A 21,419-nucleotide genomic window follows, 5' to 3' on the forward strand; every position below is an offset into this window, starting at 1 on the left:
AATGAACTTTCAATTGAAGTTGGCTACCTTCCTGTTATTCATCGGAGTTTCAATGGCTGAAGCAGCAAATCCCGTGGTGGTTCTGGAAACCAACAAAGGGACGATCAAAGTAGAATTGTTTGAGGATAAAGCACCGGTTTCGGTGAAGAACTTCCTCGCTTATGTGGATAGCAAGCACTACGACGGCCTGATTTTCCACCGCGTGGTGCCTGATTTCGTGATTCAGGCTGGCGGCTTTGATGATGCAGGGAAAGAAAAGAAAACCGAAAAGCCGATCAAAAACGAAGCCTCAAATGGTCTTTCCAACGTGCGTGGCACCCTGGCAATGGCTCGCACCAGCGACCCCGATAGTGCCACTTCGCAGTTTTACATCAATCTGAAGGACAACAAAGGCCTGGATAAAGCCAATGAACCTTCCGGCCACGGGTACTGCGTTTTTGGACGTGTAATCGAAGGCATGGATGTGGTGGATGCGATTGCCAAAGTGAAACTGCAAAACAAGGGTGGTGCACTTGCACAATGCCCCGCAGACAATGTTGTCATCAAGACTGCTAAAGTACACAAGTAATCGCACTTCGTTGCATCAGTTTCATTTTCAGGCCAATAATGTTTTATAGCTATTGTGCTATATAACCGTTTTGATTTGTAATTTTTGCATTTATTTCAGGCTTTAACTTTCTTCTTGGTCATTCGGCCCAAAACAAGACGTCTTTAAAGTGCTTATCGTTCCCACCATTTCCAGCTTTTTTCCACCATTTTTTCATTTTGTTCAAAATAATTGAGCAACTGATACTGTAAAAAGATATATTAATTGTAGTGGATAGAACGTACGTGGGGGCAGCGAAATTCCCAATTCCAGGTGGGATTGGGTTCAACTAAAGATTATTTCCGCTCCCACGATACAATGGGCATTAAATTCTCTCCGGTGGGTATTCCATGGACTTGCTTGCAAACATTTTCTTCGACATCGATCCCAAAAGCGAACGAGTGCTGTTGAAGGCAATGCCCGTGATGGTTGGTGTGCTGTGCATTCTGGCTATTGCGTATCGCTATTACAGTGCTTTTCTTGCTGCCCGCGTGGCCGTGCTGGACGATACCAGAACAACGCCTGCCGAACGATTGAACGATGGTAAGAATTATCACCCCACCAGCAAGTGGGTGCTGTTTGGTCACCACTTTGCAGCCATCTCGGGTGCCGGCCCACTGATTGGTCCGGTGCTGGCGATGCAATATGGTTATGCACCCGGTCTGATCTGGTTGCTTATTGGTGTGTGCCTGGCAGGTGCCGTGCAGGATATGCTGGTAATGGCTGCTTCCGTGCGGCACAACGGCAAATCGCTGGCGGAAATTGCCAAACGTCAACTTGGTGATTCTGCCTCACTGGTTGCCTCGATGGCCATCCTCTTAATTGTTATTGTGGCATTGGCAGGTCTGGCGATTGTCGTCGTGAAAGCACTTGGTGGCGAAACTGCCAAGTTACCGGCAGGTATGACGATTCAACCACCGTCACTCGAGGCTGTTGAATACGAAACAACGAAAGACGGTGCCACACTGATGAAACTTCCTAAGGAATGTGTGGTGAAATATGCCCCCACCAGTGAACCGAGCGTGCGTCCCGAAACGTTTGTGGTGCAGTTTCCTGCGAAGGTTGATCCCAAAACAACCATCGTCGATCAGAAATTTGTGCTGCCCGAAAAATGCCAACAGATTATCCCAGGAAGTAGCTGGGGCACATTTACCATTCTGTGCACCATACCGATTGCACTCTTCGTTGGGCTCTGGATGTATCGCATTCGCCCAGGCAGAATGACAGAAGCCTCCATTATCGGTGGCGTGCTGACCCTGGGGGCAGTATTTTTAGGTGGCTACATCCCCGGTTCTTCGATGGAGCAATATTTCAGCTTTACCAAGCACCAGACAATTCTGGGCTTGTGTATCTACGGCTTTATTGCAGCAGTGCTGCCTGTGTGGCTGCTGCTGACACCAAGAGATTATCTTTCCAGCTTTATGAAAATTGGTACGTTGGCCTTACTGGTTGTGGGCGTGATTGTAGCCAATCCCGTGCTAAGTCACCCACCGATCAACCATACATTCAAAGATGGCGGCCCCACCTTTGCAGGTGGGATCTTTCCTTTCGTGTTCATCTGCATTATGTGTGGGGCAATTTCCGGCTTCCATTCGCTGGTCTCTTCTGGAACCACTCCCAAGATGATCAGCAAAGAAAGCCACATCCGCACCATTGGTTACGGTGCCATGTTGACCGAAGGGTTAGTGGGCCTGGTTGCTCTGATTGCTGCTGCTGCCTTACCACTCAACCTGTATTACTCCATTAACGTTGATGTGGAAAAGGTGCCGCAGTACCAGGAAAGGCTGGATAAGATGTATGCGGAACTGGAAGGCAGCAAATCCGCCACTGATCCCATGCAGAAAGTAGGGGTGCGTGATGTGCACTCGCTCGACTTAGGCGAAGTAGAAGCCAGCGTGGGAGGTGAATCGCTGCGTGGGCGAACAGGTGGAGCCGTGACACTTGCAGTCAGTATGGCAATGATACTGACCGATGCCTTTTCCTGGGTGGATGATCGTTTATCGTCGCTGATGAAATACTGGTATCACTTTGCCATTATGTTCGAAGCATTGTTCATTTTAACCACCATTGATGCCGGGACACGGATCGCACGGTATCTGTTTCAGGAATTTGCGGGGAAAGTTTACAAGCCGTTAGGTTCTGTTGACTCCACTATCGGTGCCATCGTGGCTTCCGCACTGGTGACCTTCTGTTGGGGTGCCCTGATCTGGGAAGGAGGGATTTCAACAATCTGGCCAATGTTTGGTATTGCCAACCAATTACTCGCGGTGCTGGCGTTGTCTCTGGTTACCACCTGGATTGTCAGGTCGGGCAGATCCCGCTATGCACTGGTAACGATTCTGCCAATGTTGTTCGTGATCAGCACCACCTTGTCTGCGGGCAGTTTAATGATTTACGACAAGCGATTAAACACGCTTACTTTGTTATTAGTGCTGTTTATTATGATCACCGTCTTTACCGTTGCCGTGATGGCTGTCATCACCTGGGTGCGATTCTGGAAAACTGGCGACGGGAGTTCATCCCAGACACCTTCAATCAATGGGGGTGAAAATCAGTAGCCCAGTTCGTTTGTGTGCCCGTTCCAATCGACTGTTTGCAGATTCATTGATTGGCAATTTGTAACAACTTTGCGACTTGCACTTGACAGCCTCCTACATTTTGTAGTACTATCTACTACATCTTGTAGGAGACGGCATGCCTGTTTTACCACCGATCAGTGAATCGGAACGCCTGTTACTGAAAGCCCTGTGGGAACTGGGGCCAGTGACCGTGCGTGAAGTTTTGGACCACGTTGCCAAGCAGGGGGTCGACTGGGCCTATACCACTGTGCAGACGATGTTAAACCGTCTGGTGACCAAGGAATACGTTGCCATTTCCCGTGGTACGGCACATCTGTATCAGGCAACCTATTCGCGTGATCAATTATTGCAGCAGCAACTAACCGATCTGGCGGATACCTACTGTGAAGGCACAACCTCGCCATTGATGCTGGCACTGGTGGAAGGCAAACAGTTTTCTGCGGAAGAAATCGCGAGCTTTCGAGAATTACTGGATCGCCTGGAAGGTCAACAGCACCCGGAGGAGAACAATTCATGATCGAATGGTTCACTTCCAATCTGCTTACTGCGGCAGCACTGGCGTTATTGGTGTGGGTACTCACGAAGATTTTCAAGCCAGCACCATCGATTGTGCATCTGTTCTGGCTGATTGTCATGTTGAAGCTGATCGCCCCACCGTTAGTGGCGTTCAACATCTTCCAGGTGGAAACGCCATTGCCCGAGCCACCAGAAACAGTTGAAATCGCAGCAACAGCCACAGTCAATACAGAGCAGTTCAGCGAGCCTGCGATCATCTGGCTGGAAGATGAGGCTGCGATCTTTGAAGGTCAGATGGTAGTTGAGGATTTAGTGACTGAGAATGTGGCAGTGGAACATACAGAACCCCTGCCAGCTTCATCGCCACCCATCGTTGAATCCAGACTGCAGAAAGATCTGCTTCTTTGGGTGGGTGCCATCTGGGTGATCGGCAGCATTGTCGTCGTATGGAAGCTGGGGCGTGGGGTCCGTCAGTTTGCCCGCATTGCTGCGAAAGGTACCCCACCTGGGGATGATCTGATCCGGGAAGTAGCTGTGGTAGCAAATCGCATGAAGATTCGCATGCCACTGGTAAAGGAATTAACGTGCATTACATCGCCCCTCGTGTGGTGCTGCTGGCGGCCCACGCTATTGTGGCCAGCAGGATTGGAGAAAACATTACCCCGTGATGGTTTGCATGCAGTGATAGTGCACGAACTGGCCCACTTAAAACGTCGCGATCATTGGGTGCGTGTTCTGGAAATGATTGCCACCGTTGTGCATTGGTGGAATCCACTGTTTTGGATGGTGCGACAGCGTGTTCGCCTGGCAGCAGAGTTTGCCTGCGATCATCTGGCAGCCAAATTGACTAACAGGCGGAGTTTTGCAGAAGCTCTGCTACAAGTATGTTCTTTTCAACCCCAGAAGCGACCAGCGCCCGCTGTGGGGATTGCAAGTAACCAACGGCGCGAATTTGAGGAGCGATTATCCATGATTATGTCAACACCGTTTCAGTCTCGTCTGGCATTTGGTTTGAAGTTGTTTACCGTGGGTGCCTTCATGGCAGCCATCCCCACCTGGACCGTGGGTCAGGTGAAGCCATCTACAAAAGATGTCAAAGTTGCAGTCGTAGAACAGGCACCTTCGAAAGAAGAACTAGAACTTGCAAAGCAGATTGCCGAAATGCAGGCAAAATTGAAAGCAATCCAGGCAGCAAAACAGAAGAAAGCGCTTTCCGATAAGCCCACCAAATCGGACACAGTCAAAGTCCCTGCTGTGCAAACTGGTAAGGAAATCCAACTCAGTGTAATCGTAATGCCGGATGGCACATACAAAATTGCTGGTTTGAATACTGGCACAGACAAACCTGCAACTGCGGACAGCAAACAAACAGAAGCATTGAAACTCGCTTGGCTGGCACAGAATTCCGGCAAAGTAGTGCCTGGTGGTGCAGAAAAGAAAGAAATTCGGATGCGAATGATGGTGATGCCAGATGGTTCCTACAAAGTGGTCGGGGATGATGCACCACCTGCTGGTACCAAAGTGGAAGAGAAGAGAATTGTGATTGCTGTTGATGCGTCTGGCGCGGGCAAAGAAGGCCAACCGAAAGTTGTGCAGGTCAAACCGATCGTGATTCAAGGTGAGAAAGTTGTTAAACCGGAAGCAGGTGCCCCACAAGCACTATCGCGAGCCACTTACAAACTGACGAAAGAACAATTGGCTAGCCTGGATGCTTTGTTGAAATCGTCCAAAGGGATCACGATGGAAGTAAAAGCGGAGAAAGATGGCATTACCGTGACCACCACACCCGCAGCACAAGCAACCATCAATTCGTTTATCAAAATGCTGAACGGTGAAGCGAACCATGCAATCTACTTTTTTGATAGCTCGAAAACGACTGAATTGAAAGGTGCATTACCTGCGGTATCTGGTAGTTGGTTACCAGCGAATTCAACTCCCGCCAAAACCATTACGATTATCCCCAAACCTGAGAAGTAATCGCTGGAATATTTGGGAACTTATCCAAAGTAGAGCTTGTCGAACCGTTTCTCGTTGGCAATCTGATCCAGCTCTTTCCGAACGCGGTTCAGCCCGTACGCACACATTTCAAACGATTCACTGAGATGGTGCAGTAGTTCCGCATCGCCCTGATCTTCCTGTTCACTCAGACTGGCCAGATGGTAACTTTGTTTGCCTTGCAGCGTCATGCTGATGAAACTATCGCCCAGACGTTTTCTTTCCTGTTCAACCGATTCAGGAAATACCCCTGTGCGGAATAATGCATAATCGCCAATGTGCCGCAGATATTCCCGCTTGGTGCGGCCTTCAGCAGGCAAAGAAGCGGCCTGCAGGAACATCATGGCAACATCGGTAATCGGTGTGCCATCCGCACCTCGTAGGCGGTGCAGTTCATCACTGTGGATAAAACGTGCTAATAACTCAGACAAATAATCAACAATCGAGGGCTCTGCAACACCCAATTCAGAAATAAATGCCTGTTCGGTAACACCCGAAAACAATTTTCGCAGCGGGTGTTGGGGAGGAATGGACCAGATCATAACTGTCCTCCTTTCAAATCATGGTTAGGAACCTGTGAGGAGAATCGGATTCATCTCCTCAAAAAGTAATTCGTTGTGAACCATAAACACTTGCGCCAGAATGGTCAAATATTTTTTCGGGGAAAGTAACCTTCGAAGTAAAATTTCTTACCGGTTAAAAGTTAGATGCCTAAACAGTGGGCAATGGATGCAAGAATTATTGGCATTTTTCCTGATTTTGGCGGCCATTAGTACACCATGTGTGGTTTCAGGAAGCAGGCCGGAGAATATCATGAACCCATCGTTTCGAGACAAACAGAATGAAAATCCATTTGCTTTCTGGTGGGAATGGCTGGCATGTTCAGGATTTGCAGCGAGCCGCACACTACCTGGGTCTGGAATTGGAAACGGTGCTGTTTCAGGAACTGCAGGCACAGTTACCTGATGTTGGTTCCCACAGAGATTCCCGCTGGCTGGTGCGAACGATGCCTATCGGTTCGCTGGAGCAGGTTATTTTTCGCATGAATGCATTGCACCATGTGGCAGAGCAAGGTGGGTATGTCTGGAACAGTCCTCGGTCTCTGGAGATTTGCATTGATAAATACCTGTGCCTGGAAAAACTGGCTCAGGCTGGGTTGCCTGTCCCACCCACGGTGGTGTGCCAGGATCTCGATACCGCGATGACAACTTTCCAGCAGTGGCAAGGCGATGTCGTGGTGAAACCAATTTTTGGTTCGGAAGGCCGTGGCTTGATTCGCTTACAGGATTCAGAAATCGCCTGGCGTGTATTTCAGGCAATATTGCGCGTGGAGGGGGTGATTTATCTGCAACAATTTCTTGATGCAGGTGGCAGCGATTTGCGGATCTTTGTGTTGAACAATCGCGTCCTGGGCGGGATGAAACGCACCCACAATTCTGATTGGCGGGCCAATGTTGCCCAGGGTGGTGTGCCGGCGAAAGCGGAGGTAACCCAAGAACAGGCCCAGTTGGCAGTTGCAGCAGCCCGCACGGTAGGGATTTCGTATGGCGGCATTGATCTGATTCAGGATCGATCTGGCAATTCCTATCTTCTGGAAGTCAACGGCGTGCCTGGCTGGAAGGCGTTTTCCCAGGTGCATCAATGCGATGTTGCTGCACAGGTGCTGCAGGCACTTGCAGACAATACACCACACAATCAACAGGATATTCAAGCGGATCTTCTGTTGGCGTGTCAGTGGGATGTTCTTTGCCACAAACTTGGAAATGTATCGATTCAACGTTCGTTTGCCGATTTACATGCGGGACATTTTCTTGCTAGTGCTGCAGCTTGCTGTGGGGTATTGGCAAATGCCCCACGCCTGACGTTGGGCCAAACCATTCTGCAGGCGATCCAGGCAACGCAGTCTGTCGCAGGCACCAACACCAATCTTGGCATTGTCCTGTTGCTGGCACCACTGGCGAAAGCAACCATCTACGATGACTGGCAGTGGGGCCTTCAGCAAGTTCTGCTGCGGGCTACGGTAGCGGATACCCAGGCCGTGTTTGAAGCAATCCGACTGGCAAACCCCGGTGGTATGGGGGAAAGCCAGGAGCAGGATATCCGCGAGATTCCCACGTTGCCTTTGGTCGAAGTGATGCGATTTGCAGAAGAAAAGGATCTGATTGCCAGACAATACACAACCCACTTCGAGGAGTTGTTTTCGTGGGCTGTACCATGCCTGTTGCGGTGGGTTGAAAAATTGGGCAGGTTAGAACCAGCAATTCAACAAACGCAACTGGAACTGCTGGCAAAGTACCCCGATAGCCTGATTTCCAGAAAGTATGGGCTGCAAACGGCAACTCAGGTTTCTGAACGTGGTGGGCAGATTCTACAATCTGGTGGAATTAACACGATCGTTGGTAAAACCGCTTGGGAGCAATTCGATTCTGACTTGCGACAGCCCGACAGGCGGTTGAATCCTGGAACCACTGCGGATCTGCTGGTCGCTTGCCTGTTCATCGCCCTGAGAACAAATAAACTAAGCAAATTGATTGAATTGCGCTAACATTCCACCCTAGACGACTTTTCCATGTCAGAACGCTTTACAGTGCGGGTTACAAAAGATTACCTGGTCTTCTGTTCGGGGCATTTTATTACCTACGAAGGATCAGAATGTGAACGACTGCACGGCCATAACTACCGCGTTGCTGTGGAAGTAACTGGTCCGCTGGATACCAACCGCTATGTCTTTGATTTCATCGCGTTAAAGAACATTATGCGGCAGTTAACGGATGAACTGGACCACAGGATGCTCATTGCCACAGAAAGCAAACTAATTCGTTTTGAACAGCGAGATCAGGAAGTTCACCTGCAATTCAAGAATAAACGCTGGATGTTTCCGTTGGAAGACTGCTGTCTGTTGCCCATTGAAAATACCACTGCGGAACTGTTAGCGAGATATCTGGCACAGCGGTTGCTCGATGTGTTTCGTGAAAAAGGCTGGCCATTACCCCACCATGTGCGGATGGATGTGGAAGAGAGTTTCGGCCAGGTGGCACAGTACGATTTGAATCTGATGTAACTCCGGCCAAATTCAACGGCTATAGTTCCACGATACCGCCTGGCCATTTTCATAGGGCATCACCCCATGGAATGGGCGTGGGTCTTCATCAAAGACCAGAGGCAGAAAATAGCGATCTCCCGGCCACATTGGCAGTTCCGGCAAACATTCCACGGGAATCCAATGCAGAGTCCCTTCATGGGTGGCCTCCAGCAACTGGCCACGGAACCTGGTAATCAGAAAGATAAATCCCAGCCAGTCTTCGCCGTTTTTTCCAAATCCGGGCCAACTGATGGTACCGCGTAATTGCAGTTCTTCGGCAATCAGGCCACTTTCTTCCTGAATTTCGCGTATCATGCCACCCATCACATCTTCGGTGGGTTCCAGTTTCCCGCCCAGGCCGTTGTATTTTCCCTGGTGGAAATCGTCTGGTCGCTGGTTGCGGTGAAGCATCAACACGTGGGTTCGATCGCTGGAAAGTACATAACCAAGAGTGCCGACAATAGGTGTGTAAGGCATGAGATTTTTTTTCACGAATCAGAAATGTGAAAAACAATTAATGAATATTATTTTAGTTCTTTGATGCGGATATTCTTGTATCGCACAAAGTTTTTGGTCCAGTCACCCCCACCGTGGACCTGTAAGGCCACGTGGCCTGCGTCCGGGCGGCGTTTTTCGGTATCCTGATATTCCATAAACTTCACCCCGTTAATCCAAGTGGTAATTTTTGGTGGGTTGTTTTCGATGCGGGCGTGCAGTTCATTCCATTGACCATGTTTCCACAATTCTGGCCACTTCTTGGGATCAATCGGCAACTTAAATGGTGCATCCTGGGGTTTGATTTCTGTCACTTCTTTGCCAAAGTTGAAATTGCGGATGTGCGGTTTTCCACCCATCCCTTCACCGTAAATGCCCATCAAATTTCCATTGGCATGGTAGTCGATCATGCACTGATAGCACTTACCATCGTCGCTGCTCCGCAGAAACAGGCCACTATCCGGTCCGAAATCGTTGTTCATTTCCAGCTTGATTTCAAAGTTGCTATATAACTTATTGGTAATGATGATGCCGCCATTTCCAGGAACATCCTGGGAGCCTACGATGGCACCATTTTCAACGACCCATTTGCCGCCTGATTTATTCTTGGAGGTGCGGCTGTGGCCAGTTTTCGCACTGATTGTCCAACCTTCGAGGGTTTTCCCATCGAAAATGGTCACAAAACCATCATCGGCACCCAATGTTACGGTGGTGCCCACGCACAGTGCGACAAAACTCGAAAATAATTTCTTCAACATCGAACATTACTCCTGGAAGAGGATTAGGATTCCTTCATCTTTCTCGGCCCACCTGCGGGGCTGACAAAGGGATGATTCTCAAAAAGAGTTAATTTTTTTGAATTTTCTTTGATCGTTTTCTGGTATTTCTTTGTGCCATTCCGCTGATCAAACTGTGCAGCAATTTCCTGCAACTGGCTGATGCACCAATCGGTCAATTCTTTTGTGGAAACTTTTCCTTTGACGGATGGCACTGGTAACGAATCTGGCAGGCGAATTGACAACTGCTGGTGGTTTTCCTGTGTCTGTACCAGCAGATAAACATGCACTCCGCAGAGAAAATAGAATCGGGATTCCAGTGCGAACGCATCCATCGCGGTGGGCAGGTGTTTTTCGATGATGCGGGTTGCAGCGACCAGATTATTTGTCAGAGCTAAAAACCGAATGTGGTGCCCCAGGGTCACCAGCAGATTTCCACGCCCACGAACCAGCGGGTAGCCGCGTCGATGGCAGATGATTGCTTCTTCAATGTTGCCCAATTGAAAATGGCTCATCATCGCCCACCCCAGCGTGGTATGTGGGACAGTGGAGCAGGACATATGATCCTCCAGAATCGGTTTCACCTGTTCAAGAGCACTGTCGTATTTCGATTTGTTGTACAGTGTGGCACCCACGGAGTTGATTTCACAGGCATTACAATTACTGAGTATATCTCTTGGCAATTCGGCCATTTTTTTTGATGCTGTATCGGCTTCTTTTGTGCGATCAAGCGAACGCATCACCGATGCATAACTGGACCAGTAACCGTGCATGCCTGCGCCGTACGATTCATAGCGTGTTTTCATATCCGCAAGCAGCTCCAGAATTTTTTCAGCCGATATCGTGGGAAAGTCGCAAATATCGGTGACCACCCATTTGTATTTCCAAAGCAGGCTGTAGTAGTTGTAGGATTCCGGATCGGCATCGTAGGTTGCCAGGCACCACGGAAAATGAACCACCATTAGTTCGGGCTTGCCAGCCAATACTGCCGAATCGATCAGATACATTCGCACATCATATGCCAGGGGGACATCTCCCAGTTCATCAGCAAGCTGCACTGCCTGTTCGAGCAATGCCACCTTGGTTTCCCCATCGGGCATCATGTAGGATAGATCCATTAACTTGTCGATCGTTGCCCGTTTATCAAGTCCGGATGATTCCATGGGATTACTCAGTTGATGTGGTATAACCTGAACATCAAAGTAGTTGCAGATGCTTTTTCAACAATTCTTCAAAGTAATTGTTTCCATTCCGTTTGTCAAACAGTTCCGTAAGTTGGTGGGACTGATTCAGTAGGTAAGTACTCAACTCTGCAGAGGTATTGCCTGACAGTCCTAATTGTTCAGCTACTTTGTGTGGGATTTCTGCAATTCCTGCGTTGATGAGGGCTGGACCAAGGATACAGGCTCTCAGAAAGTAGATCAGCTTGGCATAAAATCGCACTGACTGGCTGGCAATGGATGTCCAGTGTGCGCCAATTTCAAGTGCCTCATCAAACTGTTTCGTTAACGCCAGATAGGCGATATGTTCGCCAATGCGGTCTACCTGGCGTTCTTCCTGACGGTTGCATTCATAGCCAATGATGTGCATTTCCTGTGCAAGTTCCAAATTACCTGCCTGCCATGTCTGGATCAACAATTGGCTGCATACCTCGCCACGAGAGTGGGCGGTGCCTCGACGGCCTTTCAGGATCGGCTGGGCTTTTTTCAAGGCCGCTTCGTACTGACCCATGCGGGAGAGGTGGTTGATTGTAAAATCGAGTTCAGAATCCTTGCCATCGGAAAACTCATCATTGGGCAAGGTGGGCCAGATCTGATAGGCACTATCTGCCGCAGCCAAATCCCCCAGGACCGGGAAAACATTCATTTCCAGCACATAACAGGGGCGTAATGACAGCCCTGCATTTTCGTAGCGAACTTTCATATCGGATAACAACTGGGTTACCTGGGCAACAGGAATATCCTGAAAGCCACCCAATTCATTGATTACCCAGCGGTACGCCCAGAGAAAGTGGTGGGAATACTGTTCGGGATTGCGGTCGTATCGTTCAATGCACCAGGCAAACGCCAGTGAAAGGAGGTCGCCACGGCCCGCTTCAAGTCCCACTTCCATGAGCGTGGAATGCAGGGCAAATTGAAATTGTTCCGATTCGTCGATGGCGGCGATTCGAATCGCTTTCTGAAGGAGTTCTAATTTTTCTTCCCCAATTGGTAGTGAAAGTGATTGTTCGTAAAGGTCTACGGCTCTGTCCATGGGGAACAACCTTTTGCAAGAAGGATGTTATATTAACAGTCGATTATATAAATGATCGATTAATATCCGCCACGTGGGGCACGATCGGCACGCACATGCACCTTTCTGCCTTTAATGCGGGCACCATCCATTACTTCAATCACATAACCAGCCAGTTCCTGGGGTACTTCGACCAGAGCAAAGCGATCGGTCAGATCGATTGTGCCCAGATCTTTCCCAGCGATGCCAGTTTCGTTGGCAATGGCACCGACCAGATCACCAGGGCCAACGCGTGCGTCACGGCCAATGCCAAAATAGAGCTTGGACATACCCTTGGCACTGGGACGACCACCTGCTTTTTTCCGTTCGTAAGTTCCCCCACCTGCACTGGGGCTGCCACCTCGCATTGGTCGGTCGTTTACCGGGCCACTGCGATAGGCATTTGGGATATCAGCGGTTTCTTCTTTCACCACAGGTTCTGCCAGCAAAGTCAACGCCGCATGCAGCAATTGCTGTGCGGTGTATTCATTTGCCAAATCACCCAACAGGCGGGCTAATTCCCCACTTTCGGCAGGTGATTTCAGCGCTTCCTGTAGTTTTTCGCGGGTGCGTTGCTGGCGGGCTTCCTGCAACTGCTTGTTCGTGGGAACAGATTCGATGGTCAGGTTGGTTTTCAGCAGTCGTTCGATCTGCTTCAACAACCCCTGTTCCCGTGGAGTGGCTAGGGTAATCGCAACACCTGCACGTCCGGCTCGACCCACCCGACCGGTGCGGTGGACGTAGGCTTCCGCCTGTTGTGGCACATCAAAATTAATCACGTGCGATAAATGAGAAATATCTAATCCGCGAGCGGCAATATCGGTGGCAATCAACAGGTCGGCATTTTCGCTACGAAAACGCTTCATCACGCGGTCACGTTGTTCCTGCGACATCCCACCGTGCAGTGCAAGGGGTTGGAAATTGCGTTGATGCAGCATTTCAGTCAATTCATCTGCTGCAGAGCGGGTCTGGCAGAAAATAATTGCCGAAGTGGGGCGTTCCACATCTAAAACGCGTGCCAAAGCGGCCAACTTGTGTTCACGCTTCACCATGTAAACAACCTGGCGGACGCGGGCTTCTTCACCAGGGGCAGTTTGCTCACGGGCCACCTGCACGCGGATCGGATTTTTGAGGTGGCGTTGGGCCATCTGTTCGATCCGTGGGGGCATGGTTGCCGAAAAGAGCATTGTCTGGCGTTCAGCGGGTGTTTCAGCCAGAATGGCGTCAATATCTTCTGCGAAGCCCATGTCGAGCATTTCGTCAGCTTCATCCAGCACCACAGCACGCACAGTGTTCAGGGCCAGTTTTCCTTGACGCACCAGGTCGAGTGCACGGCCGGGGGTGGCAACAATAATTTGTGCCCCACGTCGGATCGCTTTGATCTGGTCTGCGTAGCTGGAACCGCCGTAGACAGCCAGCACTTCCAGATTGGCTTTCGAGCTGTACTTGGCGAAAGATTTTGCTACCTGGATTGCTAATTCCCGAGTGGGGATCAGCACCAGAACAGAGACACTTTTGCGGGCAGTGCTGTCATTGAGCAGGCGATGAATAATGGGCAGTGCAAAGGCGGCTGTTTTGCCGGTTCCTGTACCTGCTAATCCTACTAAGTCCTTGCCCAGCAAGAGGCTGGGGATTGCTTCGCGTTGGATTGGGCTGGGGATCGTGTAGTCGAGCGCAGCCAGGACGCGTGCATCCAGCGCCATTTCTGCGAAACCGTTTTGTGGTTGTTCTGAGTTGTTGCTGATCTGATCGTTCAAGCCTAGGTCCGCGCTGTTTTCAATAGTCGTTTCGATGGGTAACATTCCGTATTGTTAAGTCAAACAAGATTACTGCCAAACTGTTGGCGCAATCGCTTCGAGATCGTCTATACATTGATGGGTTGTCACACCAAGTGGCCACATCTCTGTTCCCACCAATCAAACGAATCATTTATCCTATAGGACAACCACCTGTTTACGAGGGTGATCGATATTTTTCCAATTTTTGTTATTTTCCCTTTCCGTGGGAAAGATCAACTCAGCCAGAAATTGGTGCAATTTCACCTAAGTAACATATCTGGAAGGGGTTACGGTGCAAGAATACCCGCACGTGCAACTCCCTTCCATTGTGGTATTGGATGGATACCCTACAATAATGGATTCACTAATTTGGACCAGGAGTGATCATCCAGGATGGCAACCAGTCGCGTCTCACCCACTTTTGATCCGTTGAATCCGCTTGTCGTCCAGCCAGATCGTACCATTCTGGTGGAAACATACAGCCCCAAGTATGATGATGCCCGCGATGCAATTGCTCCGTTTGCGGAATTGCAGAAAAGTCCGGAACATATCCATACTTATGCAATCAGCAATCTTTCATTATGGAATGCTGCCGCTGCGGGGATGACCGCCCAGGAAATGATCCTGGTGCTGGAAAAGTTCACGAAATTCCCACTACCGGCGAATATTCCCAGTGATATTATTGAGACCGTGTCTCGATATGGCCGGATTCGCCTCGAACGATTGGATGATCAATCTCTGTCGATGATCTGCGAAGATTTAGCACTTCTGGAAGAAATTTCGCGCCAGCCCAAGGTAAAAGAGTATCTGGCAGAAAAATTGAGTGCCACCAGTTACCGGATCCATGCTGGCCACCGTGGGGTGTTGAAACTGGCACTGATTCTGGTGGGGTATCCCGCAGAAGATCTGGCTGGTTACGTTGATGGTGCCCCACTGCCATGTGCGTTGCGACAACACACGCGCGCTGGGCTGCCATTCCATGTGCGGGATTATCAGTTAGAATCTGCCAACATCTTTCATGCATCTGGCAACGTCCGTGGTGGCAGTGGCGTCATTGTGCTGCCGTGCGGAGCGGGCAAAACGGTTGTGGGCATCGTCGCGATGACGATGGTCCAGCGTTCGACGCTGGTTCTTACCACCAGTGTGACTGCGGTTAAGCAATGGCGACGTGAAATTCTGGATAAAACCGATCTGCGTGATGAAGACGTCGCAGAGTATACAGGTGAATCGAAAGAGATTGCCCAGGTAACGGTTGCCACCTACCAGATTATCACCTATCGACCGGATAAAAATGAGAATTTCCCCCACTTCAAGCTGTTTGAAGAACGGGACTGGGGCCTGATCATTTATGACGAAGTCCACTTGTTGCCCGCACCGGTTTTTCGGGTGACTGCTCAGATTCAAGCCCGCCGACGATTGGGTCTGACTGCCACTCTGGTGCGGGAAGATGGTCGCGAAGGGGATGTTTTTAGTCTGATCGGTCCAAAAAAGTACGATGTACCATGGCGGGATCTGGAATCGCAGGGGTGGATCGCTTCCGCCGTCTGTGCTGAAATTCGCGTCAGTTTGCCCCACGAACTGCGAATGGAATACGCACTGGCCGAGTTACGCAATAAATATCGGATTGCCAGTGACAATGAAAGCAAAGACGAGGTCATTGCCCGGCTGCTCGAAAAACACGCCCACGAACGGGTGCTGATTATCGGGCAGTATCTCAGTCAGCTTCGTAGAGTCGCAAAGCGTTTTGATGTGCCGTTGATTACCGGATCTACCCCAAACTCGGAACGCGAAATACTTTATGGCGATTTTCGTCTGGGGAAAGTCAAGCACCTGGTCCTGTCCAAGGTGGGCAATTTCGCTATCGATCTGCCCGATGCCAATGTGCTGATCCAGATTTCGGGCACATTTGGTTCCAGACAGGAAGAAGCCCAGCGATTAGGTCGGGTGCTGCGTCCCAAAACAGGTGGGGAAGGTGCCTACTTCTATACTTTGGTCACACGCGACTCCCGCGAGCAGGAGTTTGCACAACACCGTCAGATGTTTTTGACGGAACAGGGCTATAGCTACCGAATTATGGATGAACTGGATGCCGCCCAGCAGGAATCATTAAAGAAAAATGAGAAGCTGAGTTGATGTTTTACTCCACGTGAGAACGATTTTCATTTTCATCCCAGAAGCGATCCGCATTTCTCATAGCCTGCTCCATATTTTTGGCACCAACTGAATTTTTGGAATGAACTGCCCAGACAATTCTTGGCATTGCCCCATGAAAAGCTTGTTCTTCGATCCACCTGGCAACATCCATTCCAGTGCCCGCAGATGGTGGTCCCAGATCATGATCCAAAGAAATGGATTCGATGTTTCCCTGTTGTAGGTAATGGATTGCCATTGTGGCCGTTTTCACCCAGATTTCATCGCCTTCTGCCCCAAACCAATCCTGGATGCTGGGGTCTTTTGGGTCCCGCTCATCGTCCAACCAGAGTTTCATCTTCAAATTTCCTGGAAATAAAGATTCACAGCGAGTGCAGATCGACTTTTACAACTATATCCAGAATAGTATTGGAAGATCGGATTCTACTTAAAAACCTTTCTAAAAACATGCCTTTGCAATTTTTCCCCGATCGGGTATCCCCAAGTTTCGATTGAATTGAACTACGGCGATGTTAAATCTGTTGGATTTATTGGGAATTGGCCTGTTCGGAGTCAGCGGGTGCATCAGTGCGGCCCGCAAAAACTTCGATCTGGTGGGTGTTTGCGTCGTCGCATTGGTCACCGCGGTCGGTGGCGGTACCCTTCGCGATCTGTTATTAGATCGCCATCCAATCCTCTGGATCCGCAACCCAGTTTATCTGTATGTCATCTTTTCTGCCATCCCACTGACCTGGATTTATACCCGATACCGGAGTACCCCGAATCAGTTGTTACTGGTCGCGGATGCTATTGGGCTTTCTGTTTACAGCATCCTTGGTGTGCAGGCAGCCCAATCAATGGGGCATGCGGGGCTGGTAGCCATTATTATGGGTGTGATGACAGGCACGGCTGGTGGGGTCATTCGGGATGTTATCTGCAATGATGTGCCGATTCTGTTTCAAGGTGGGTACCTGTATGCCACCGCTTCATTTGCCGGCTGCCTGGTATACATCATCAGCGTTCACCTGGAATTGCCTAAACAGGTTTCCGTTGCCAGTGGGATGCTGTTAATTCTGATGCTAAGAACAATTTCGATTGTTTATCGCTGGAATCTGCCCGCCTTTCAGATCATTATTCCAACCAAAACCAACAACAAGGGGATCTAATGAATACTTCGTTTCGCATCAGTTTATTGGCGGTTTGCCTGGCGTACGTGCCAGCGTTACCTGCAACCGAACCAGACCTGTCTACGCCCACTGCCACCGTACAATCGTTTTTTGCAGCCACCAAAGCCAATGATCTGGAACAGGCAAAAGCTTGCTGGATGATCAATGATCATAACGAATCAGGCATTCTGGAAGTGGCAATCGGGATGTCGATTACCTCCAGAAAATTAACGGAAATTGTGGGGAAACAGTTTGGTGCGGAAGGTGGAAAGTTGCTTGGCCGTTGGCGCAGAGCGCATTGCAGCGATTTGGCCATCAACTACTCTCTGGAACGACTGGCATTGGCAAAAACCGATATTACCAGTGAAAATGCCCGCGTGATTATCCCATGGCAGGATGGCGATGGGGAAAAAAATCCCGCATTCTTCATGGTGCGTGCACCACTGTTTCTGCGACAGGTGGAAGGAAAATGGAAGCTCGATGCCAATATTTTTCTCGGCACAGAAAAGCCAGAATCATTATTTCAGGGTGATGCAACGCCCTGGAAAGTCTGGCGAGATGAACGAATGGTGATGGAATCTCTGATCAGCCAGCTCGAGGCAGGTTCACTGCGAACTGTGACAGATTTTGAGAAGGAATTACAAGCAAAGGTAACTGCGTTAAAAGCAAAATACGCCAGCAAATAAGTTGCTATCGTGTAATGCGCTTGAAAATTGAAGCATTTCTACTGCAATTCCCGTGGTTTGGCACGTTTCTCCCGATATTAAGGCTGTTGTCAGGTTTTTGGGATCGAAGTTGCTCATCTTGGATGATTTTCGCAATTGGCCCACCTGAAAGTGGGTCGCCGCCTGCCATTTTCTGTGGTGCACGTAAAATAGCTTTTTGTCCAGAGCTCTGTTCACCCGGAAGGTTTTTTCATGAATTCACCACTGCGTGTTGCAATTATTGGTGGCGGGACCGTTGGTGGTGGAGTTGTCAAAATCCTGCAACAACACCCCGAACGTTTGCAGCAGCGGTGCGGCAAAGCAATTCAACTTCAACAGGTGGTTGTCCGCGATCTGGAAAAAGAACGGCCCGATATTCCACGTGAATTCCTGACCGATCAGATATCCCCCACGATTCAACGATCTGATGTTGATTTGATTGTTGAATTAATTGGTGGTACCACCATTGCGAAACAGGTGGTGCTGCAGGCTTTGCAGGCTGGAAAAGATGTGGTGACAGCCAATAAGGCCTTGCTTGCTGAACATGGGCCGGAATTATTTGAAACCGCACGTCGCATGGGCCGCACCATCGCTTTTGAAGCCAGCGTTGCCGGTGGGGTGCCAATTATTGCCACGTTAGGCCAGTCGTTGGGCGCCAATCAGATTACCGCGATTCAGGGAATCCTGAACGGTACCAGCAACTTTATTCTCAGCAATATGTCGGAATGTGGCAGTTCCTACGCAGACACTTTGAAACTTGCCCAACAGTTAGGATATGCGGAAGCAGACCCCACCCTGGATGTGGATGGGTCCGATGCTGCCCATAAACTGGCGATTCTGGTACAACTGGCCTTTGGCGTTACCGTACGGCTGGGCGATATCGAGCGGCAGGGAATTTCCGATCTGAACGCGATGGATTTACGTTTTGCCGCCGAACTGGGCTACACCATCAAATTGCTGGCAGAAGCCTGGTCGGACGGCAATCAGGTGGCTGTACATGTCGCACCCGTGTTGTTGCGTCGCACCGACATGCTGGCTCAGGTGCGTGGTGCCCAGAATGCCATTCAACTGGTGGGTGATGCAGTCGGTGAAGTGATGTTGCAGGGGCAGGGTGCGGGAGCCATGCCCACCGCAAGTGCCGTAGTGGCAGATATTCTCGATCTGGCAATCGGAAGAGCTCAGGCCACTTTTCAGGCACAGAATCTGTGGTCGAAGCAGGACCGGGGTTATTTTCTTTGCCCATCGGATAATGTGCGAAGCCGCTTTTATCTGCGGGTGCTGGTACACGATCAGCCTGGCCGACTTGCTGATGTTGCGAGAGCCCTGGCCGATCACCAGATCAGCATTGCATCGCTCATTCAGCATGAGGCACTGGAAGAGCATCAGGGTAGTGTGGTGCCATTGGTGATTATGACCCACTACGCAGAAACGAAAAGATTCCTGAAAGCATTAGCAAAAATTAATACTTTGCCTGGTGTGGTACCGCCTGGGGTCTACTTTTCCGTAGATGATTGATTTTGGCCAAATTCTGGCCACACTTGGTCATTAATTGGCCAAGTTTGCCCCACTTATTGTTGGGAATTCACCTTTTTGTGCGTGGTATCATATTTGCACTACCACCAGTAGTGAGCAACTTTGTTGGAACAACGGGAGAAAATGTGAAAAAATTCATTCTTGTAAAGCTGACCTGCCTGTTACTGGCGTTGGGGGCAAGTGCCGCACCGAAACCGGAAGAGATCAAGGCGTCCGTGACGAAAGCTTACGACTTTTTTAAATCGGTCCAGAAGGAAAATGGCTCTTTTGAGCCCCAACGGGCCGGACCTGGCGTTACTGCGATTATTGTCGCAGGGTTAATTCGCAATGGCTATCCGGTTGACGATCCGGTCGTAGCCAAAGGAATGAAATACCTGGAAAGCCAGATTCAGGAAGATGGTGGAATTTACAACCGGTTTCTGGCCAATTACACCACCTGTATTGCACTGGTTACTTTTCAGGAAGCCAACAAAAATGGAAAGTACGATAAAGTGATTGCCAGCGCCAACAAGTTCATCAAAACCCTACAGCAGGGTGGGCCGGAAGAAAACCTCCCCTTCGGTGGATTTGGGTATGATGCAAAAAGCCGACCAGATGTGTCAAATACTCACTTCGCGGTGGAAGCTCTGATTGCTGCAGGTGTGCCAAAAGATGATCCCGCCATTCAAAATGCGATTCGTTTTTTAAGCAAGTGCCAGAATCTGCCCAGCGAAGCCAATAAAGAAGCTTATGCCAAGAAAGCCAGCGAACAGGATAAAGGCGGTTTTGTTTACAACCCCAGCGAAGCTGGCAACGCCAAAAGCCCCAAAGTGACGCCGGAAGGTGGTTTGCGGTCGGAAGGTGCCATGACCTACGCTGGCCTGAAAAGCTTCCTGTATGCCGGCGTGGGAAAAACCGATCCCCGCGTAGTGGCTGCGCTCGGCTGGATCAGGAAAAACTACACATTGGAAGAAAACCCGGGCCAGGGCGAAGCCGGTCTGTATTACTATTACACCACTTTTGCCAAAGCGATGTCGGTGCTGGGTGAAGACAATTTTGAAGATGCAGCAGGCAAAAAGCACGACTGGAAGATGGAATTGTTTACCACATTAAAGACAAAACAGTCCGAGAAAGGCAGTTGGACAAACAAGAATGGTGCCTTTCTGGAAAGTTCGCCAGAACTAGCCACCGCTTTCGCAGTGTTGGCGTTAAGCTACTGCAAATAATGACGTAAACTTATGTAAATGATCGAGTTCAGGTCAATTTTTCTCGGCTCCCAGCTATATCATTCGCCCTGATTCACTGCAATGCCATCCTGGTAATACTCTTTCTGCGATGCACTTGTTTTCAAGCGAAAAATGTCCGAACCTGGAGCCGTTGCCTGACCAACACCAGTTCCTTCGTTGTACCGTGGGTGCAATCGCATAAAATAAACGAAAGATCACTTACGGGAGCAACTCATGCCAGGGAAATTCTGTGTTTCATTGACCCATGCCAAAGACAATGCTGACAAAGCCACAGTGGCATTTGCCGTCGCCAATGCCGCAGTCTCCTCAAAGCGGGAAACAGTGGTCTTTCTTAGCGTGGAAGGTGTTCGGCTGGCCCAGGCAGGCTATAGTGAGGGTATTCATGAAGAGGGCTTTCCCACGCTGAAAGAGTTAATTGAAACTTTCACAGCGGCAGGTGGGAAGATCCTGGTCTGTACACCCTGTCTGAAAAAGCGTGGGTTGGACGACAGTAACCTGATTGCGGGTGCCAGATTAGCAAGCGGGATAGAACTGGTGGAGTTTATGGCAGAAGGTTGTGCCACCGTCTCGTACTAAAGAGAA

The 21,419-nt window shown here is 49.7% G+C and carries 20 protein-coding genes; 12 read left to right on the top strand and 8 right to left on the bottom strand.

Annotated elements, in window-relative coordinates; genetic code table 11:
• The first annotated feature begins 1 nt into the window (after nt 1).
• The 4 genes from R3B84_12880 (at nt 2) to R3B84_12895 (ending at nt 5,658) form a co-directional block, all read left to right on the top strand.
• Nucleotides 2–568 (top strand): peptidylprolyl isomerase, encoded by a 567-nt coding sequence (locus R3B84_12880; GenBank protein MEZ6141459.1) that lies wholly within the window; start codon nt 2–4, stop codon nt 566–568.
• A gap of 368 nt (nt 569–936) precedes the next feature.
• On the top strand, nt 937–3,144 hold the full coding sequence (locus R3B84_12885) for a carbon starvation protein A (GenBank protein ID MEZ6141460.1): 2,208 nt from the start codon (nt 937–939) through the stop codon (nt 3,142–3,144).
• A gap of 136 nt (nt 3,145–3,280) precedes the next feature.
• Complete coding sequence (locus R3B84_12890; GenBank protein MEZ6141461.1) at nt 3,281–3,682, top strand: BlaI/MecI/CopY family transcriptional regulator; 402 nt, start codon at nt 3,281–3,283, stop codon at nt 3,680–3,682.
• Entirely contained in the window at nt 3,679–5,658 is a 1,980-nt protein-coding gene (locus tag R3B84_12895; GenBank protein MEZ6141462.1) for a M56 family metallopeptidase, read from the top strand. The genes R3B84_12890 and R3B84_12895 overlap by 4 nt, the downstream gene beginning before the upstream one ends.
• A 20-nt stretch (nt 5,659–5,678) precedes the next feature.
• Here the strand turns inward: R3B84_12895 and R3B84_12900 are convergent, their stop codons facing one another.
• Entirely contained in the window at nt 5,679–6,218 is a 540-nt protein-coding gene (locus tag R3B84_12900) for a hypothetical protein (GenBank protein ID MEZ6141463.1), read from the bottom strand.
• 299 nt (nt 6,219–6,517) lie between these two features.
• On the opposite strand from R3B84_12900, the gene R3B84_12905 reads away from it, so the two are divergent.
• Together R3B84_12905 and R3B84_12910 are read left to right on the top strand one after the other, a co-directional pair.
• Nucleotides 6,518–8,221, top strand: coding sequence for a RimK family alpha-L-glutamate ligase (locus R3B84_12905; GenBank protein MEZ6141464.1), 1,704 nt, complete (start codon nt 6,518–6,520; stop codon nt 8,219–8,221).
• Nucleotides 8,222–8,245: 24 nt separating this feature from the next.
• Complete coding sequence (locus R3B84_12910) at nt 8,246–8,737, top strand: 6-pyruvoyl tetrahydropterin synthase family protein (GenBank protein ID MEZ6141465.1); 492 nt, start codon at nt 8,246–8,248, stop codon at nt 8,735–8,737.
• Between the two features lie 12 nt (nt 8,738–8,749).
• Here the strand turns inward: R3B84_12910 and R3B84_12915 are convergent, their stop codons facing one another.
• From R3B84_12915 to R3B84_12935, 5 genes are read right to left on the bottom strand one after another with little or no spacing between them, the layout of a single operon-like run.
• Nucleotides 8,750–9,235, bottom strand: a complete 486-nt coding sequence (locus R3B84_12915) for an 8-oxo-dGTP diphosphatase (protein MEZ6141466.1) — start codon at nt 9,233–9,235, stop codon at nt 8,750–8,752.
• A gap of 47 nt (nt 9,236–9,282) precedes the next feature.
• On the bottom strand, nt 9,283–10,011 hold the full coding sequence (locus tag R3B84_12920; GenBank protein ID MEZ6141467.1) for a DUF1080 domain-containing protein: 729 nt from the start codon (nt 10,009–10,011) through the stop codon (nt 9,283–9,285).
• Nucleotides 10,012–10,034: 23 nt separating this feature from the next.
• Nucleotides 10,035–11,192 (bottom strand): hypothetical protein, encoded by a 1,158-nt coding sequence (locus R3B84_12925; GenBank protein MEZ6141468.1) that lies wholly within the window; start codon nt 11,190–11,192, stop codon nt 10,035–10,037.
• A 34-nt stretch (nt 11,193–11,226) separates the two neighbouring features.
• Nucleotides 11,227–12,282 carry a hypothetical protein gene (locus tag R3B84_12930; GenBank protein ID MEZ6141469.1) on the bottom strand — a complete coding sequence of 352 codons (1,056 nt, stop codon included), beginning with the start codon at nt 12,280–12,282 and terminating at the stop codon, nt 11,227–11,229.
• A 59-nt stretch (nt 12,283–12,341) separates the two neighbouring features.
• Nucleotides 12,342–14,102, bottom strand: coding sequence for a DEAD/DEAH box helicase (locus R3B84_12935; protein MEZ6141470.1), 1,761 nt, complete (start codon nt 14,100–14,102; stop codon nt 12,342–12,344).
• Nucleotides 14,103–14,471: 369 nt separating this feature from the next.
• Between R3B84_12935 and R3B84_12940 the strand changes: the two genes are divergently transcribed.
• On the top strand, nt 14,472–16,211 hold the full coding sequence (locus R3B84_12940) for a helicase-associated domain-containing protein (GenBank protein MEZ6141471.1): 1,740 nt from the start codon (nt 14,472–14,474) through the stop codon (nt 16,209–16,211).
• Nucleotides 16,212–16,215: 4 nt separating this feature from the next.
• Here the strand turns inward: R3B84_12940 and R3B84_12945 are convergent, their stop codons facing one another.
• On the bottom strand, nt 16,216–16,566 hold the full coding sequence (locus R3B84_12945) for a cyclic-phosphate processing receiver domain-containing protein (GenBank protein MEZ6141472.1): 351 nt from the start codon (nt 16,564–16,566) through the stop codon (nt 16,216–16,218).
• 172 nt (nt 16,567–16,738) lie between these two features.
• Here R3B84_12945 and R3B84_12950 point away from each other — a divergent pair, with 172 nt between their 5' ends.
• The 4 genes from R3B84_12950 (at nt 16,739) to R3B84_12965 (ending at nt 20,816) form a co-directional block, all read left to right on the top strand.
• Nucleotides 16,739–17,374 carry a trimeric intracellular cation channel family protein gene (locus tag R3B84_12950; GenBank protein ID MEZ6141473.1) on the top strand — a complete coding sequence of 212 codons (636 nt, stop codon included), beginning with the start codon at nt 16,739–16,741 and terminating at the stop codon, nt 17,372–17,374.
• Nucleotides 17,374–18,060: a hypothetical protein gene (locus tag R3B84_12955; GenBank protein MEZ6141474.1), complete on the top strand. Its 687-nt coding sequence runs from the start codon at nt 17,374–17,376 to the stop codon at nt 18,058–18,060. The genes R3B84_12950 and R3B84_12955 overlap by 1 nt, the downstream gene beginning before the upstream one ends.
• 231 nt (nt 18,061–18,291) lie before the next feature.
• Nucleotides 18,292–19,593 carry a homoserine dehydrogenase gene (locus R3B84_12960; GenBank protein ID MEZ6141475.1) on the top strand — a complete coding sequence of 434 codons (1,302 nt, stop codon included), beginning with the start codon at nt 18,292–18,294 and terminating at the stop codon, nt 19,591–19,593.
• Nucleotides 19,594–19,736: 143 nt separating this feature from the next.
• Nucleotides 19,737–20,816 carry a prenyltransferase/squalene oxidase repeat-containing protein gene (locus R3B84_12965; GenBank protein ID MEZ6141476.1) on the top strand — a complete coding sequence of 360 codons (1,080 nt, stop codon included), beginning with the start codon at nt 19,737–19,739 and terminating at the stop codon, nt 20,814–20,816.
• Between the two features lie 59 nt (nt 20,817–20,875).
• Here the strand turns inward: R3B84_12965 and R3B84_12970 are convergent, their stop codons facing one another.
• Nucleotides 20,876–21,016 carry a hypothetical protein gene (locus R3B84_12970; GenBank protein MEZ6141477.1) on the bottom strand — a complete coding sequence of 47 codons (141 nt, stop codon included), beginning with the start codon at nt 21,014–21,016 and terminating at the stop codon, nt 20,876–20,878.
• 34 nt (nt 21,017–21,050) lie between these two features.
• Between R3B84_12970 and R3B84_12975 the strand changes: the two genes are divergently transcribed.
• Nucleotides 21,051–21,413 carry a DsrE family protein gene (locus tag R3B84_12975; GenBank protein MEZ6141478.1) on the top strand — a complete coding sequence of 121 codons (363 nt, stop codon included), beginning with the start codon at nt 21,051–21,053 and terminating at the stop codon, nt 21,411–21,413.
• The last annotated feature ends 6 nt before the right edge of the window (nt 21,414–21,419 follow it).

Source organism: Zavarzinella sp., assembly GCA_041399155.1.
GTDB lineage: Bacteria > Planctomycetota > Planctomycetia > Gemmatales > Gemmataceae > JAWKTI01.

Bases quoted from the DNA above. Each gene is read 5' to 3' on its own strand.
- R3B84_12895 (MEZ6141462.1), top strand. From the start codon at position 3,679: ATGATCGAATGGTTCACTTCCAATCTGCTTACTGCGGCAGCACTGGCG.
- R3B84_12975 (MEZ6141478.1), top strand. From the start codon at position 21,051: ATGCCAGGGAAATTCTGTGTTTCATTGACCCATGCCAAAGACAATGCT.
- R3B84_12885 (MEZ6141460.1), top strand. From the start codon at position 937: ATGGACTTGCTTGCAAACATTTTCTTCGACATCGATCCCAAAAGCGAA.
- R3B84_12910 (MEZ6141465.1), top strand. From the start codon at position 8,246: ATGTCAGAACGCTTTACAGTGCGGGTTACAAAAGATTACCTGGTCTTC.
- R3B84_12915 (MEZ6141466.1), bottom strand. From the start codon at position 9,235: ATGCCTTACACACCTATTGTCGGCACTCTTGGTTATGTACTTTCCAGC.
- R3B84_12920 (MEZ6141467.1), bottom strand. From the start codon at position 10,011: ATGTTGAAGAAATTATTTTCGAGTTTTGTCGCACTGTGCGTGGGCACC.
- R3B84_12935 (MEZ6141470.1), bottom strand. From the start codon at position 14,102: ATGTTACCCATCGAAACGACTATTGAAAACAGCGCGGACCTAGGCTTG.
- R3B84_12950 (MEZ6141473.1), top strand. From the start codon at position 16,739: ATGTTAAATCTGTTGGATTTATTGGGAATTGGCCTGTTCGGAGTCAGC.
- R3B84_12880 (MEZ6141459.1), top strand. From the start codon at position 2: ATGAACTTTCAATTGAAGTTGGCTACCTTCCTGTTATTCATCGGAGTT.
- R3B84_12970 (MEZ6141477.1), bottom strand. From the start codon at position 21,016: ATGCGATTGCACCCACGGTACAACGAAGGAACTGGTGTTGGTCAGGCA.
- R3B84_12925 (MEZ6141468.1), bottom strand. From the start codon at position 11,192: ATGGAATCATCCGGACTTGATAAACGGGCAACGATCGACAAGTTAATG.
- R3B84_12960 (MEZ6141475.1), top strand. From the start codon at position 18,292: ATGAATTCACCACTGCGTGTTGCAATTATTGGTGGCGGGACCGTTGGT.
- R3B84_12930 (MEZ6141469.1), bottom strand. From the start codon at position 12,282: ATGGACAGAGCCGTAGACCTTTACGAACAATCACTTTCACTACCAATT.
- R3B84_12945 (MEZ6141472.1), bottom strand. From the start codon at position 16,566: ATGAAACTCTGGTTGGACGATGAGCGGGACCCAAAAGACCCCAGCATC.
- R3B84_12890 (MEZ6141461.1), top strand. From the start codon at position 3,281: ATGCCTGTTTTACCACCGATCAGTGAATCGGAACGCCTGTTACTGAAA.
- R3B84_12905 (MEZ6141464.1), top strand. From the start codon at position 6,518: ATGAAAATCCATTTGCTTTCTGGTGGGAATGGCTGGCATGTTCAGGAT.
- R3B84_12955 (MEZ6141474.1), top strand. From the start codon at position 17,374: ATGAATACTTCGTTTCGCATCAGTTTATTGGCGGTTTGCCTGGCGTAC.
- R3B84_12900 (MEZ6141463.1), bottom strand. From the start codon at position 6,218: ATGATCTGGTCCATTCCTCCCCAACACCCGCTGCGAAAATTGTTTTCG.
- R3B84_12940 (MEZ6141471.1), top strand. From the start codon at position 14,472: ATGGCAACCAGTCGCGTCTCACCCACTTTTGATCCGTTGAATCCGCTT.